The sequence below is a fragment of the uncultured Psychrosphaera sp. genome, from assembly GCF_947500655.1.
In the GTDB taxonomy this organism is placed as follows: Bacteria; Pseudomonadota; Gammaproteobacteria; order Enterobacterales; family Alteromonadaceae; genus Psychrosphaera.
In genome coordinates this window covers 1-15,968 of sequence record NZ_CANMSK010000002.1, presented here as the reverse complement: position 1 = coordinate 15,968, position 15,968 = coordinate 1, and the positions used below count along the sequence as shown (strand labels likewise).

The following is a 15,968-nucleotide window of genomic DNA, read 5'->3' as shown; positions in this document are numbered from 1 at the left end:
AAATACAACTGGTCTAATTAGTTGGTAGAGTGTTACTCGACTTCACAAAAAAAGCAATGTTTTTAAACGACTGTTTGAATTTCACTGTAAGTAAAAATTTACTTGGTACAAGGTTTGCTAATTATTTTCATTAGTAATTTTTATTATTGCTAAATCCGGAACTTACCTTAAGATTAGTTAACTACACTCTATTGGTGTACTTAATTTTTATATCTATTTCTTCTAGCTGATCATTATTTCAAAGGTAATGTGTATTAAATGGTAAATGTGTTAAATAAAATTCTTATATTGTGTACTAGCCTTGTTGCTTTCTCTAGCTATGGACAAGATATTGAAGATATTAGAGAGTTATACTTAAAAGTAGAACATGAAGCTAGATATGGTACTAAATCGTCATATTTAAAGCTTGCTCCTGAAATTAAAGATTATCCTTTAGCGCCGTATGCTGAATCAATTTATCTTGCTCGCAATATGTCGTTGTCAAACAAACGTCGTATTACCGCACTTATCTCACGATATCCAGAAGCTCCATTTATCCATAGATTACAGAAAAAATGGTTAAATTATTTAGCCGATAAACAATTACGACCTGCTTTTTTAGAGCAGTATGTTGATGTAGGCGATACACGATTAAATTGTTTAAATTTAACCTGGCAACTCCAGACAGGTGCAGCACTTAGTAACATTATTCCTCAAATAGATGCTATTTGGATGGCGCCAATATCTCAACCAAAAGAATGTAATTACTTATTTAAAAAGTGGGAAGAAGGTGGCTACTTTACAACAGAGAAAGCATTAGAGCGTTTGATTTTATCGGTTAAGGAAAAGAACAATGCATTAATACCTTATTTAAAATCACACTTGGCCGCATCAGATACTCATCTTGCAAGCTTGTGGAAATCTGCAGTAAGAACACCTGCTAATGTTGGAAAGAAAAACTTCTTTTTTCTACATAACGACAAAGAAAAAGACATCTTGTTATATGCGCTTAATAAAATGGTATTTAGATCTCCTGAAAGAGTAGACAGAATATGGACGGAGTTATCACCAAAGTTTAACGTTAGCACTAAGGAAACCGAGTTTTTATCCAAACGTATTGCTTTGGCTTATGCCGTAAGCGCTCATGATTCCACTTTAGAATGGTTGTCAAAAGTGCCAGACGAACTTGTTGATGAATCCGTAAAACAATGGCGTTTAGCTTATAGTTTGGAAAGTGGTGATTGGCAAGATACGGTAAATATATTGTCGTCGTTGCCAGATAAAATGCAAGCTGACGAGTCGGTTGTGTATTGGAAAGCAAGAGCATTAGAGCAGTTAGGAAACAAAATATGGCCAAAACAAGCCTTCTCAGAATTGTCGGAGCGCCGAGATTATTATGGTTTTTTATCGGCTAACAAAATGGGAATAGAAGCTAATCTTCGTCATGAACCACTTAATATTAGTGAACATGAGTTTCTTAATATTGGTCGCTCAGAAGTGATGCAGCGGGCATTTGAGTTATTCAAATTAAACAGGTTAAATGACGCCAGAAGAGAGTGGAACTTATTAGTCAAAAACTCAACAACTAGAGAAAAATTAGCAGCAGCTCAATTAGCTTATAATTGGGGTTGGTACGACAGACCTATTTTTACCTTGGCTGCTGTTGGTTACTTAAATGATGTAAATTTACGTTTTCCTTTAGCATATAAAAGTTTGCTCTCTACTAACGCAGAAAAGAATGTTGTTGATCCTGCTTTTGTATTTGCAATTGCCAGACGAGAAAGTTCGTTTATGCGTGATGCATACTCATCTGCAGGTGCAGCGGGTTTAATGCAATTAAAACCAAGTACCGCAAGCTATGTAGCTAAATCTAATGTTATAAAATCTCAGTTATTTAAACCTGAAAAAAATGTAAAGTTAGCCACTAACTACTTATCTTACTTAATGAAAAAGAGTAAAGGTAACCCGATAGTGGCAACCGCTGCATATAACGCTGGTTTTTCACGAGTAGTAAGTTGGTTACCAAATAAAAATATGCCGGCGGATGCTTGGATAGAAACAATTCCATACAAAGAAACAAGAAACTACGTGAAAGCGGTTATGGCTTATACCGAGGTGTACCAACAGTTATTGAAACGCCAAGATAATGTATTTGCATCTATGCAAGGCACGTTAATTAAACCAACACTATAAATGAAAATGTTGTTGGTTAATTTGTTAATTGAACGGGCTTGTTAAGCGTTTGTTAAATGGTTCTGCTGTTATTTATATCATTTAACGCTAACTTGTTTATTCTAAAAGGCTTTAGATGCTAAACTCCTTATAAAAATACGGAGCCGCAATTATGTCTTTAATTTCTTCTTTATCAGCTACTTTTCCTGAGCATGTCGCTCGTCTACAAAAATTAACGTTAGAAGCACTTACGAACGAACGTGTAGATGCACTTGTAATTCATAGCGGTCAACCTATTCGTCAGTTTTTAGATGATATGGATTACCCATTTAAAGTTAATCCTCATTTTAAAGCTTGGTTACCGGTTGTGGATAATCCACATTGTTGGTTAGTAGTTGATGGACAAACAAAACCTAAATTAATATTTTATCGTCCAGTCGATTTTTGGCATAAAGTACCTGATGAACCAACAGATTATTGGGCAGACGAAGTTGAAATCGTTTATTTAAAAAATCCATCTGATGTTGGTCAGCTATTACCTTATGACCGCTCTAACATTGCTTATGTGGGGCAAAATGTAGATGTTGCTCAAGCACTGAGCTTTGGTCATATAAACCCTGATAGCTTAGTTAACTACTTCCATTACCAAAGAGCGTATAAATCTGATTATGAAAAACATTGTTTGCGTGAAGCGAATCGTTTAGCTGTTTTGGGTCATAAGGCAGCGGCAAATGCTTTTTATGCAGGTGAATCTGAATTAGGTATTCAAATGGCTTATTTAGATGCGTGTCAGCATTTAGAATCAGAAACACCTTATGGTAATATTGTTGCGTTAAATGAAAATGCATCAATACTGCATTACACTCATTTTTTGCGTAGTAAACCATTGTCACCAAAAAGCTTCTTAATTGACGCGGGAGCTTCATTTAATGGCTATGCTGCGGATATCACCCGAACATACTCATTTGATAAGACAAATGAATTTGCTGAGTTAATCTCTTCTGTTGATCAAATTGCAACTGATATGGGCAAAGCATTAAAACCAAATGGTTCTTATGTGGATTTACATATTCAAACACACGAGTTAATTGCAAATGCGCTAGAGCAGTTTAATATTATTAAAGTGCCAGCTCAGCAAGCTTTAGAAGCTGGTTTAGTACGTACATTCTTCCCACACGGTCTAGGTCATCAATTAGGCCTACAGGTACATGATGTAGGTGGTTTTATGGCAGATGCTAGAGGTACGCATATAGCGTCACCAAAAGAGCACCCATTTTTAAGAACTACACGTCAAATTGAAGCGGATATGGTATTTACAATTGAACCTGGTTTATATTTTATTGATTCTTTATTAGCTGATTTAAAAGGCACTAAATTAGAGAATATGGTGAATTGGGATAAAGTTGCTGAATTTAAACCATTTGGTGGCATTCGTATTGAAGACAACATTATTGTTCACACTGAACGTAATGAAAACATGACGCGTGACTTAGACCTAAAATAAGAGAAGCCAATGCAATACCGGACGATAATAAGAATATTAGGTTTGTTAATTGCGCTATTTAGTGTGGCCATGTTGCCACCTGCAATAGTTGCACTGATCTATAACGATGGTGGTGGTGTGCCATTTATCATCGCTTTCTTTTTTAACATCATCGCCGGTATTTTAATTTGGTACCCAAATCGATTCCAAAAAGAAGAATTAAGAGCAAGAGAGGGCTTTTTAATTGTTGTTTTCTTTTGGTTGGTACTAGGCTCGTTTGGTGCTTTGCCATTTGTGTTTTCTGCCACACCAGAAATGGGTATAACAGATGCATTTTTTGAATCTTTTTCTGGCTTAACCACAACAGGTGCCACTGTACTTACAGGATTAGACTTCTTACCTAAAGCATTTCAATTCTATCGTCAGCAACTACAATGGCTTGGCGGCATGGGGATCATCGTATTAGCGGTCGCAATATTACCAATACTTGGTGTTGGTGGTATGCAGTTGTATCGTGCAGAAATTCCTGGCCCGATGAAAGACAGTAAGATGACACCTAAAATAGCAGATACGGCTAAACACCTTTGGTATATCTATGTTTCATTAACCCTATTATGTGCAGTTAGTTATTGGTTAGCGGGTATGAATGTGTTTGATGCAATAAGTCATTCATTTTCTACGGTAGCAATCGGTGGTTTTTCCACTCATGATGCCAGTATTGGTTATTACAATAGCAGTGCGGTTAACTTAGTCTGTGTTGTATTCTTACTAATTTCAGCGGCTAACTTTTCATTACATTATGCCGCAGTGACCAACCGTTCAATTAAGCAGTATATCCGTGATCCTGAGTTTAAAATATTTCTATATATTCAATTGACCTTGGTACTTGTGTGTTGGTATGTATTAGTTTCACAAAGTGAATATAATTCTAATCTTGAATCGTTAGATCAGGCATTATTTCAAGCCGTCTCTATGTCAACAACAGCAGGGTTTGCGACCTCTAACTTTTCAGCTTGGCCTACATTCTTACCTATGCTATTAATTTTTAGTTCCTTTATTGGCGGTTGTGCTAGCTCTACCGGTGGTGGCTTAAAAGTAGTACGAGTTATTTTACTATTCAAACAAGGTATTAGAGAGCTAAATCGACTTGTTCATCCTAAAGCTATATTTTCTATTAAGTTAGGAAGAAAAGCGCTACCTGACAGAGTTGTGGAAGCTGTATGGGGATTTTTTTCAGCTTATACATTAGTGTTTGTTGTGATCATGATTTGTTTGATGGCAACCGGTATGGATAATATTACGGCGTTTACCGCCACTGCAGCTTGTTTAAATAATTTAGGTCCTGGTTTAGGTGAAGTTGCCGCAAATTATGCAAGTGTGACGGATGGTGGAAAGTGGATTTTAATGTTGGCTATGGTATTTGGCCGACTGGAAGTGTTCACATTACTAGTGTTGTTTACTCCAGCATTTTGGCGTAGCTAATTACGCAAAATACCATTTTATATATGACTGTATGCATGAGACAAAGCTGAGAATAATTATCTCAACACACATTTAATACCAATTGAATTAATGAATTGACTAATTCGTTATTTGAATTGGAATTAATGTGACCGAAATATTGCCTTGCGTTACATATTTAAGTTTAAATACCTTAAGTTTTTTTAAAGACAAAAACTTAAGGTGAAGAGGTTTAATTAAGGTCACACTTATATTCAAACTCAACCTGTTGTACTCCATTATTTATTTTAATTAAGGTAACGTTACACAACCAGTTTGGGACGAATCGGAATCTTAATGTATGTCCTATATTGAAAGACATTAATGAATTACCAACATATATTTGTGCCGTTTCATTATTAAGAATTTTATGTAGTCTAATACGTGATGCAGGTTCAGCAGGCTCTTCTAAAAGAGCGTATGTATCTTTAACGTTAAGTGTAAATGTTTTTACTTTGCCTTGGCTATAAGACATGGCAATTTCAGCCTCTGACAATTTAGCTTTTAATACTTTAATCTCTCTTTTAAGCCGTGCTACCTGATCTTTATAATTTACGGTGATATTTGAAATTTTATTTTTACTTTGTCTTAATTCAACTTCGGTTAATTGTAGGCTGTTCTTATGTAAAATTACCTGATCTAATAATTCAGTTAAACGAATTCGTTCATTCCCTGATAATTTAATATTACTGCCAATTAATTCAAATTGAGAAATAAGCTCATTTAAAGAGTCCATTTCACCAAGTCTTTTAACCTCTTGCTTTAGCTGGGTTATTTCATGTTGATTTTCATTCGAACCTAAGTAATAAGCTAAGTATATTAATCCAGCTATAACTATAAGACTAATACCCACCCAACGGACAAAATATCCTAGGTTAAAAGAATCGTTTAGGTGATCATTGGTATGCGTGGGGGTGTCAGGATTATCGTTTTGTGTTTCTTGATTATTCATAATTTTATAAGAAAAATGCGCTCACTTGGAACAACTTTTCAACTTCCGTTATATATTTTTTATCTACTAGAAAAAGAATAACATGGTCATTACTCTGTATAACAGTGTCATCATGGGCAATGAGTACATCGTCGCCTCTAACAATTGCACCTATTGTGGTTTTAGGCGGCAATTTTAATTCTTGTATCGATTTACCAACTACTTTTGAGCTATTTTCATCGCCATGAGCTATAGCTTCAATGGCTTCTGCTGCACCTCGACGTAATGAATATACATTCTCAATATCAGCACGTCTAACATGAGTTAGCAAAGCGGAAATAGTTGCTTGTTGCGGTGAGATGGCAATATCTATTTCGCCACCTTGTACTAAATCAACATAAGCACTACGTTGAATTAACACCATTGTTTTTTGTGCGCCCATGCGTTTGGCTAACATGGCAGACATGATATTCGCTTCATCGTCATCTGTAACGGCAATAAATACGTCAGTTTGGTCTATTTGCTCTTCAGCTAACAATTCTTGATCTGAAGCATCGCCGGTAAAAACAACTGTATGTTCAAGCTGTTGCGATAAATATTCAGCTCGTTTTTGATTCTTTTCTATTATTTTTACACGATATTCAGTTTCTAACAGTTTTGCTAGGCCAGCACCAATATTTCCACCACCGACGATCATAATTCGTTTATAACTGTCTTCGAGCTTTTGTAACTCGTTCATTACTAAACGAATATGTATCGATGCGGCAACAAAGAATACTTCATCATCAGCTTCAATAACTGTGGTGCCAAGAGGTTTGATAGCTTGGCCTTTTCTATATATGGCAGCAACTCGAGTTTCTACAGTTGGCATGTGTTCTTTTAATGCAGATAAAGCGTAACCTACTAAAGAGCCACCGTAATAAGCTTTTACCGCAACCAAAGAGACTTTGCCGCCAGCAAATTCTAATACTTGTAGCGCACCAGGGTATTCGATAAGACGACGAATATACTGAGTAACTAATTGCTCCGGTGCAATGTAATGATCAACCGGTAAGTCATGATTATGGAATAGTTGTTCTCTGTATTTTAAATATTGCTGAGAGCGAATTCTTGCGATTTTAGTCGGGGTAGAAAAAATACTGTAGGCAACTTGGCAGGCCATCATATTAACTTCGTCACTTCTGGTAACGGCAATTAACATGTCGGCATCTTCTGCACCAGCTTGTCTTAATACATCTGGGTGAGAGCATTGTCCACATACAACTTGTAAGTCGAGTTTGTCTTGTAAGTCGTGCAATTTTTCAGCGTTAATATCAACCACAGTGATCTCATTTTCTTCACTTGTGAGGTTTTCCGCTAAAGTCGCGCCGACTTGTCCTGCACCTAATATAATTATCTTCATATTGAGATAGTTGTTAACCTATTGTTTTTATTATTAATCTGACGTCTTCATCAAGCGACAGTAATAGAATCCATCCATATTAAGCTGACCGGGTAAAATTTGCCAACCCGGAGCTTCATTAGTTTCAGACTCATCAATTTTTATTAATTTAGCATTATCGGTTTTCTGTAAAAACTGTGCTATTTGCTGTTTGTTTTCTTCAGGTAAAACAGAGCAAGTTGCATATAACATAATGCCCCCAGTTTTTAGTTTTTGCCACAAAGTCTCTAGAATTTTTTTCTGCAATTGAGCAAGTGCGTCAATGTCTTCATTACGTCTAAGCCATTTTATATCTGGATGACGACGAATAACACCGGTAGCTGAGCATGGTGCATCTAAAAGGATTCGGTCAAACTTAATACCTTCATCAATAACACTTGGGTCTGATAAGTCACCACAGACAATATCAGCGTGTTCGTTTAATCGCGTTAAGTTTTGTGAAACACGTTCGAGTCGAGTTTCATCTATATCAGCAGCCATTACATCACAAGTCGCTAAATCCAATATGTGACAGGTTTTACCACCAGGTGCGGCGCATGCATCTAAAATTAAGTCACCATCTTTAGGCTCTAGTAATAAGGCGGCGTGTTGTGCGGCGCCATCTTGTACGGTAAACCAACCTTGTTCAAAACCAGGTATTGCTTCAACTGGACTCGGTTTACTTAATAGTATGCTAGTTTTATTTTCTAACGGTTGCTCAAATTCAATATTGGTTTTATTTAACTCGATGATGAATGTTTCAAGCGACACGTTGTTTGTATGAACTCGTAACCACATAGGGGAACGTTCAAGGTTTTGTTCTAATACTGCTGCCCAATTTTCAGGGTAGGCGGCTTGAATACGTTTAATAAACCAACCAGGATGGCTGTATTGTGTAACAAGGTTATCGGTTTTATTCTCTAATGCTTCTTTGTTACGTGTGAAGTTACGTAAGCAGGCGTTAACTAACCCTTTAAGTCCGGGAGCTTTTAATACAACGGTAGCTTGCACTGTTTCAGCTACAGCAGCGTGTTCTGGAATACGCATTTTATCAATTTGATATAAACCCACTATTATCAAATGATGAAATATACGTTGTTTGCCTTTTAATTTTTTACTCAGTAATAAATTAGTTATCGCGTCGTACTTTGGAAAATAACGTAATACACCAAAACATATTTCTTGTAATAAAGCGGCGTCTTTTGGTGCTACATTGGCTTGAGATTTTGGTAGCACGTCTGATAAAGATAAACCTTTATCTAATACTGCGACTAAACACTTTGCCGCCTCTGCTCTTACATTTTTGGTTTTATTCATATATTTCTAATTTGCGTCCACTAACAAGTTACTACCTAACGTTACCCAATCAGCACGGCCGTTAATAAAATCTGCAACCAACATTGGTTTTTTGCCTTGTGGCTGTAATTGAGTGATTTTAATTGCGCCATCAGAAGTCGCTACTGTGATACCAGATTTATCTGCACTAATGATCTCACCAGCTGGTTTACTTGATGAACTTATGACTTCAGCCTGCCAAACTTTAACAATATTGCCGCTTAATTCTGTATAAGCAACAGGCCAAGGTTGGTAGCCACGAATGTTACGTTCGATTTCAATGGCCGATAACGTCCAATCTATTAATGCTTCTTGTTTTGTTAATTTATGTGCGTAAGTAGCTAGCTCGTTGTCTTGTTGAATTGGTGTAATCTCAGCGTTTTCAATTTGATCAACGGTTTTCAATAATGCTTTAGGGCCAATTATTTGTAGTTTTTCATAAATAGAGCCACTAGTGTCTTGATTAGTAATATCGCACTTTTCTACCAGTAGCATATCACCAGTATCAAGACCAATATCCATTTGCATTATGGTAACGCCTGTTTCTACATCACCAGCTAATACTGAACGTTGGATTGGTGCTGCACCACGCCATTTAGGTAATAAAGAACCGTGAACATTAATACAACCATGTTTTGGTGCATCTAACGCTGCTTTAGGAAGTAATAAACCATAAGCGACGACGATCATTAAATCAGCATTCCAGTTAGATAATTCGGTTAATGCTTCTTCATCTTTTAATGATTGAGGCTGGCACACAGGTATATTGTTCTCAAGTGCTACTTGTTTTACAGCACTTGGTTGTAATTTTTTACCTCGTCCTGCTGGACGATCTGGTTGGGTGTAACAAGCAACAATATTGTAGTTATTAGCAATAAGGTGCTCTAAGTGCTTAGCTGCAAACTCTGGAGTGCCAGCAAAAATAATATTTAACTTTTTTGTGGTCACTCAGTTTACCCTTGCTTTTTAGCTAAGGCTTTAGCTTCTTTTTCCAATTTTTTCTTAATTCGTTCGCGTTTTAATGGTGATAAGTAATCAACAAATAGTTTGCCATCTAAATGGTCTAGTTCATGTTGAATACAAACAGCCATTAAGCCTTCAGCCGTTTTTGTAAATTCTTCACCGTTTTTGTCTAGTGCAGTAACGGTAACGGTTTCCGCGCGTTCAACTTTTGCGTAACAATGAGGAACAGATAAACACCCCTCTTCATTGATCATTAAACCGTCTTTGTGAGTGATAACAGGGTTAATAAACACAAGAGGTTCATTTTGCTCTTCACTAACATCTAAAACAAATAAACGAATATGTTGATCTACTTGTGATGCTGCAAGGCCAACACCAGTTTCTTCTTTCATTGTTTCAAACATATCGTCAATAAGTGTTTGAATTTCTGGAGTTACCGTTGTTATTTCTTTGGCTACAGTACGTAGTCTTTCATCAGGGAATTGCAGTACATTTAAAACAGTCATATAAAATTTTTACTCAACAATATTGAAATACGAGGTGCTTGCCTTTTAAACACTAAGATTTACAGCAACCACAGATAATCTAATTTTACCTGTATATGGCAAAATTTAATAGGTGTTGATGGTTATTATTCATTCATTTTAAATTAGCAATTTTATATATAGTTAACTATGTTTCTAATATAGGAAATTCAAGCTGGTTATGGATGAAATTATGAATGTACAACTTCTGTCAAAATCGGAACTTAGACTTTGGTTAGCATTGTTTATGTGCCCTAAGTTAGGCATTGCTGCTTTAAAACGATTAGAGGGTCTATTGCCGAATATTCTGTACTTATTTAAGTTATCAGTGTCTGAATGGCCAGCATTTAAATTAACAGCAAGACAGATAGAAGATTTATCAAATCCTAACTGGCAATATATCGACGCTCTAGTAGAGTGGCTTGAACGACATAATGTCCATGTTATTCCATTTAATCACGCGTTATATTCTAACCTGTTACTGAACACCTCAAGACCACCATCATTATTATTTGTCCGCGGGAACATTAAGTTATTAAATAAAGTGCAAGTCGCGTTTGTTGGCAGTAGAAACCCTACGGCATACGGAAGCAAAGTAACCAAGAATTTAGTGACGGAGTTAACTCAATTTAATGTCGCTATCACCAGCGGATTAGCCATTGGTATTGATGGGATTGCACATAAAGCGGCATTGTCGGTAAATGGAAGTACTATTGCTGTTCTCGGCTCAGGGTTAAATAATATTTATCCTAAACGTCACTTACAACTAGCACAGGGTATAGTTGAACAAGGTGGGTTGTTAGTTTCTGAGTTTTTACCTGACGTTCCACCAATACAATTTAATTTCCCTAAGCGTAATAGAATTATTGCTGGCTTATCTAATGGTACAGTAGTTGTGGAGGCTGCAATTAAAAGTGGGTCTTTAATAACAGCAAGGTGCGCAGTGGAAGAGGGACGTGATGTTTTTGCTGTACCAGGCAGCATATTTAATCCTTTATCAGACGGTTGTCATCATCTTATTAAACAAGGCGCTAAAATAATAACTAATGTAAATGATATTGTTGAAGAGTATTGGCAATTTCCTCAACCAGAAAAAGTTTCTGTAAAAAAGAACTTGGCAGAGGATAAATTGTTAGCTAGTGTTGGGCATGACACAACACCAATTGATATTATAGTTCAAAAGTCAAATTTACCTATTGAACAGGTACTTGAAAGACTATTAGGATTAGAGGTTGAAGGGTTTATATTGTCAGTGCCCGGAGGCTATTTAAAGGTGTGTTCCTAGGTTACCTACTTTAACGTTAAGAGGGCGATTTATGTTTGATATACTTTTATATTTATTTGAAAATATTGTAAATGACAGTTCTGAAATATGGATAGACGATGATGAATTATCCAAAGAGCTGAAAAGAGCCGGTTTTCATGACGACGACATATATAAAGCGTTAATGTGGTTAGAAGATTTATCTGATCTACAATCCAATGATATTGTCCCATTTATAGCGGGGCAAACCTCAGTATCAACTCGCGTATACACTTTAGAAGAAAGTATTAAGCTTGATACTCAATCCCAAGGATTTCTACTTTTTCTTGAGCAAGTTAATTTACTCGACGTTGCCACACGTGAAATGGTGATTGACCGAGTCATGGAACTAGAAGAAAACCAAATCTTATTAGAAGACTTAAAATGGGTTGTACTTATGGTGTTGTTCAATGTTCCTGGTAAAGAATCAGCATTTGAACAAATGGAGAATCTAGTCTTTGATGAACCAGACGGAACGCTTCATTAATTAATTTAACTAATTTCTATTGCTTATATATTTGTAGTGGATAAGATCCACACAAATATATTTTATAGATTGCTCAGCACATGACCCCGGACCAAGATAATCCGTTTGAAGCCACAAAAATTAAAGAGCTGTGCCCTAAATGTAATTCAGAATTACAAATTAAGAGCGGAAGTTCAGGCGCCTTTTGGACATGTGTTACTTACCCAGCCTGCGATTATACTCGTGCTTTATCACAATCTTCTGAAGTTCAAACGGTAAAAATATTAGATGATGTTTGCTGTCCAGAATGTGAAGGGGACTTAGCTGTGAAAGCAGGGAAGTTTGGTATGTTCATTGGCTGCTTAAATTATCCTGATTGTAACTTTACCGTTAAAGATGATGACGACGACGATTATGAACCTGTCGCTTGTCCGTTATGCAATAAAGGTGAGTTACATATGCGAGCAAATAAAAAAGGCAAAAGCTTTTATGCTTGTAATCAATATCCTAAATGTGATTATCTCGTTAACCACAAGCCGATACTCCATACCTGTGAAGAGTGTGATTGGAGTATAATGATAGAGCATAATAATGAGCTGCAATGCCCTAATTGTAATCACCACTTTCAAGTAGAATCTCCCGCTGAACAAAATGAAGAATAATTTAAACAGACAAGCAGCAATCGCTGCTTTAAAAAAAAATCAAGTTATCGTTTACCCAACTGAAGCTGTTTGGGGAATGGGTTGTGATCCTCAGAGCAAAGTAGCCGTAGAGCATTTATTAACAATTAAACAAAGACCTATAGAAAAAGGGCTTATTTTAATTGCTGCTAGTTTTGAACAAGTAGAAAAATATGTAGATATAACAAAACTGTCAGTTGAGATTAAACAACAAGTTTTCGACTCTTGGCCTGGCCCTGTAACTTGGTTGTTACCATGTTCAGAGTTAACGCCATCTTGGATATCAGGCGGCAGTGAATTAGTTGCAGTTAGAGTTACTGAGCATTCAACGGTTGTTGCATTATGTAATGACTTTGGCAGTGCAATTGTTTCCACCAGTGCTAATTTGACTGGACAGCCAACCTGTCAGAATTTACCGCAGTTACAAACACTATTTAAAGAACAAGTTGCTGTTTATGTTGACGAGCCGTTAGGTGGTAACACAAACCCTTCAACCATTAAACACGCATTTACTGGAAAAGTAATAAGGAATTAAGTTGGAAAACAATATGTTAGAGCAAGTAAAAGCCTTTTTTCAATCACTCCAAGAAGATATTTGTGCCACATTAACTGAACTAGACGGAAACGGATTTGAACAAGATCAGTGGCAAAGAGAAGAAGGCGGTGGTGGACGCTCTCGTGTTTTAAAAAATGGTCAAATATTTGAGCAAGCAGGTGTTAATTTCTCTCATGTATATGGCGCCAATATGCCAGCTTCAGCAACAGCACACAGACCTGAATTAAAAGGCCGCAGCTTTAATGCTTGTGGCGTGTCTTTAGTTATTCACCCACATAACCCTCATATACCGACAACTCATGCCAATGTACGTTTCTTTATTGCAGAGAAAGAAGGCGAAGAGCCAGTGTGGTGGTTTGGTGGTGGTTTTGATTTAACACCTTATTATCCAAAAGATGAAGATGTTCTACATTGGCATCAAACGGCGTTAGATATATGTCAGCCTTTTGGCGATGACTTATATGATAAATATAAAAAATGGTGCGACGAGTACTTCTATTTAAAACATAGAGATGAAACTCGTGGTGTGGGTGGTCTTTTTTATGATGACTTAAATGAATGGGGATTTGAGAAGTGTTTCGAGTTTACTCAAGAAGTCGGTAAAGGATTCTGTAAAGCATATTCGCCAATTGTTAAAGCAAGAAAAGATGACAGTTACACAGAAGAGCAGCGACAATTTCAATTATACCGACGTGGTCGTTACGTTGAATTCAACCTCGTATTCGACCGCGGGACCTTATTTGGTTTACAGACGGGGGGCAGAACTGAGTCTATATTGATGTCACTACCACCATTGGTGCGTTGGGAATACCAATATTCTCCAGATGAAAATAGTCCAGAAGCAAAACTTAATGACTACTTAGTACCTAGAAACTGGTTAAATCGTTAAGTAATTAGATCTAATATGTCCAATCTATGTATAAGTTAAACAATTAAAATTCCAACAGGAGTTTAACTTATACATTAATATTATCTTAATGGGCTTGTTATCTAGATACGATTTCGAGACTATCACTGTATTATCAACTTTTCTGAAATAAACAAATGAAACAATTTGCAGTCATCGGTAATCCTATAGCTCATTCTAAATCTCCACTTATTCATCAAACTTTTGCTAAACAGCTTAATATTGAGTTGAGTTACGTACTATTAGAGTCTGAACCTGATCAGTTTAAACAGACGGTAGATAAGTTTTTTGCCAGTGGTGGAACTGGTTTAAATGTAACAACACCATTTAAAAACGATGCCTATTTATATGCTTCACAGGTATCAAGCCATTCTCAAATAGCCGAAGCTGCAAATACACTATATAAAGAAGATAATATTTTTAAAGCAGATACCACCGATGGAATTGGCTTAGTCACAGATCTTAAATTCCATAATATAGACTTAAAGGGTAAACGTATTTTGGTATTAGGTGCCGGTGGTGCAGCTAAAGGAGCAATACTGGCTTTAGTTGATCAAAGTCCTAAACACATAGTTATAGCCAACAGAACAAAACAAAAAGCAGAGCAAATAGTAACAGCTATAAATAGTAATAATTTATCTGCAAGTAGTTTAGATAAAATTGAAGGTGAATTTGATGTTGTTATCAATTCTACATCTTGTTCAATCACAGACGATGTGCCAGAAATGGACACAGCTTGTTTTAATAATATATCGGTTAGTTATGATATGAGTTACAAACCTTATCAAACTAGCTTTAATAAATTTGTATTAGAAAATAGTAATCCAGATGTAAAAGCGATAGATGGTCTAGGTATGCTAGTGGAACAAGCTGCTGAATCATTTCTAATTTGGCATGGAGTACGACCAGATACATCCCAAATTAGAAATTTATTAAGAAAGGCTAATTAAAAGAGCCATAAGATTTATATTAAATAAACCAACTTTAGAGTAGCTTTCTATTATAGCTGCTCTAAATATTCATTCTTTAAGCGTACATAGTTATCAGCAGAGACAGATAAAAACTCCAACTCAGAGGTTTTTAACGGTCTTATTTGTTTAGCTGGATTGCCAACATATAAATAACCATCTTCTAATGTTTTATGAGGAGGGACTAAAGAACCTGCTCCAATAATACAATCATTACCAACAATAGCGCCATCCATAACAATTGCCCCCATACCCACTAATACCCGATCACCAATAGTGCAACCATGCAACATAGCTTTATGACCAATAGTGACATCTTCACCTATTAGTAGTGGGTTACCTTCAGGATTAGAAGGCGACTTTCGTGTGACATGTAAGACACTGCCATCTTGAATATTAGATCTTGCACCAATAATAATAGTATTAACATCACCTCTAGCAGCAACCATAGGCCAAATACTAACATCACTTTTTAGAGTTATATCACCATAAAGTACCGCAGTGCCCTCTACAAAAACACTACTGTCTAGTTTTGGTGCCATACCTTTATACATCTTTGTATTTTTTAGATTCATAATATGTCCTCTTGTTTATCCATATAATACATTAAATTTTAAACGATTAAGTCAATAAATACACGTACTGCAGGAATATTAATCACTCGGTAATTAATTTGAAATAAAGGGTTGCACTGAATCCGAAACTCCCTATAATGCGCCCCACGTTGTCAGGAAGACATCAAACAGCAGAAAGACAAAGTTAAGTAGGCCGTTTGAGATTG

Annotated in this window: 15 protein-coding genes; 9 read left to right on the top strand and 6 right to left on the bottom strand. The window is 36.3% G+C overall.

From position 1 onward, the window contains the following. Nucleotides 1–258: 258 nt before the first annotated feature. From Q0940_RS02200 to Q0940_RS02190, 3 genes are all read left to right on the top strand, one after another. Nucleotides 259–2,172, top strand: a complete 1,914-nt coding sequence (locus tag Q0940_RS02200; protein WP_299263341.1) for a transglycosylase SLT domain-containing protein — start codon at nucleotides 259–261, stop codon at nucleotides 2,170–2,172. Between the two features lie 160 nt (nucleotides 2,173–2,332). Further along, nucleotides 2,333–3,655, top strand: coding sequence for a Xaa-Pro dipeptidase (gene pepQ, locus Q0940_RS02195; RefSeq protein WP_299263948.1), 1,323 nt, complete (start codon nucleotides 2,333–2,335; stop codon nucleotides 3,653–3,655). Between the two features lie 9 nt (nucleotides 3,656–3,664). Next, on the top strand, nucleotides 3,665–5,116 hold the full coding sequence (locus Q0940_RS02190) for a TrkH family potassium uptake protein (RefSeq protein WP_299263339.1): 1,452 nt from the start codon (nucleotides 3,665–3,667) through the stop codon (nucleotides 5,114–5,116). 211 nt (nucleotides 5,117–5,327) lie between these two features. Here the strand turns inward: Q0940_RS02190 and Q0940_RS02185 are convergent, their stop codons facing one another. Genes Q0940_RS02185 through def form a run of 5 tightly spaced genes read right to left on the bottom strand, consistent with a single transcriptional unit; the run spans nucleotide 5,328 to nucleotide 10,289 of the window. Further along, nucleotides 5,328–6,086 carry a hypothetical protein gene (locus tag Q0940_RS02185; protein ID WP_299263337.1) on the bottom strand — a complete coding sequence of 253 codons (759 nt, stop codon included), beginning with the start codon at nucleotides 6,084–6,086 and terminating at the stop codon, nucleotides 5,328–5,330. 4 nt (nucleotides 6,087–6,090) lie between these two features. Next, nucleotides 6,091–7,467: a Trk system potassium transporter TrkA gene (gene trkA / locus Q0940_RS02180; protein ID WP_299263335.1), complete on the bottom strand. Its 1,377-nt coding sequence runs from the start codon at nucleotides 7,465–7,467 to the stop codon at nucleotides 6,091–6,093. Nucleotides 7,468–7,500: 33 nt separating this feature from the next. Next, nucleotides 7,501–8,802: a 16S rRNA (cytosine(967)-C(5))-methyltransferase RsmB gene (gene rsmB, locus Q0940_RS02175; RefSeq protein ID WP_299263333.1), complete on the bottom strand. Its 1,302-nt coding sequence runs from the start codon at nucleotides 8,800–8,802 to the stop codon at nucleotides 7,501–7,503. A gap of 6 nt (nucleotides 8,803–8,808) precedes the next feature. Then, complete coding sequence (gene fmt, locus Q0940_RS02170; protein ID WP_299263331.1) at nucleotides 8,809–9,768, bottom strand: methionyl-tRNA formyltransferase; 960 nt, start codon at nucleotides 9,766–9,768, stop codon at nucleotides 8,809–8,811. A 5-nt stretch (nucleotides 9,769–9,773) separates the two neighbouring features. Further along, nucleotides 9,774–10,289, bottom strand: coding sequence for a peptide deformylase (def, locus tag Q0940_RS02165; protein ID WP_299263329.1), 516 nt, complete (start codon nucleotides 10,287–10,289; stop codon nucleotides 9,774–9,776). A 211-nt stretch (nucleotides 10,290–10,500) separates the two neighbouring features. Here def and dprA point away from each other — a divergent pair, with 211 nt between their 5' ends. The 6 genes from dprA (at nucleotide 10,501) to aroE (ending at nucleotide 15,169) form a co-directional block, all read left to right on the top strand. Beyond that, the gene (gene dprA / locus Q0940_RS02160; RefSeq protein ID WP_299263327.1) at nucleotides 10,501–11,592 is read left to right on the top strand and encodes a DNA-processing protein DprA; all 1,092 of its coding nucleotides are present in this window, start codon (nucleotides 10,501–10,503) and stop codon (nucleotides 11,590–11,592) included. Between the two features lie 31 nt (nucleotides 11,593–11,623). Then, a complete protein-coding gene (locus tag Q0940_RS02155; RefSeq protein ID WP_299263325.1) occupies nucleotides 11,624–12,097 on the top strand; it encodes a DUF494 family protein in 474 nt (157 codons plus the stop codon). Nucleotides 12,098–12,177: 80 nt separating this feature from the next. Beyond that, entirely contained in the window at nucleotides 12,178–12,738 is a 561-nt protein-coding gene (locus Q0940_RS02150) for a topoisomerase DNA-binding C4 zinc finger domain-containing protein (RefSeq protein ID WP_299263323.1), read from the top strand. Next, a complete protein-coding gene (locus Q0940_RS02145) occupies nucleotides 12,728–13,291 on the top strand; it encodes a Sua5/YciO/YrdC/YwlC family protein (protein WP_299263321.1) in 564 nt (187 codons plus the stop codon). The genes Q0940_RS02150 and Q0940_RS02145 overlap by 11 nt, the downstream gene beginning before the upstream one ends. 1 nt (nucleotide 13,292) lies before the next feature. Next, nucleotides 13,293–14,201: an oxygen-dependent coproporphyrinogen oxidase gene (hemF, locus tag Q0940_RS02140; RefSeq protein WP_299263319.1), complete on the top strand. Its 909-nt coding sequence runs from the start codon at nucleotides 13,293–13,295 to the stop codon at nucleotides 14,199–14,201. A gap of 155 nt (nucleotides 14,202–14,356) precedes the next feature. Next, entirely contained in the window at nucleotides 14,357–15,169 is an 813-nt protein-coding gene (gene aroE / locus Q0940_RS02135; protein WP_299263318.1) for a shikimate dehydrogenase, read from the top strand. 50 nt (nucleotides 15,170–15,219) lie between these two features. Here the strand turns inward: aroE and Q0940_RS02130 are convergent, their stop codons facing one another. After that, complete coding sequence (locus Q0940_RS02130; RefSeq protein WP_299263316.1) at nucleotides 15,220–15,762, bottom strand: gamma carbonic anhydrase family protein; 543 nt, start codon at nucleotides 15,760–15,762, stop codon at nucleotides 15,220–15,222. Nucleotides 15,763–15,968 lie beyond the last annotated feature (206 nt).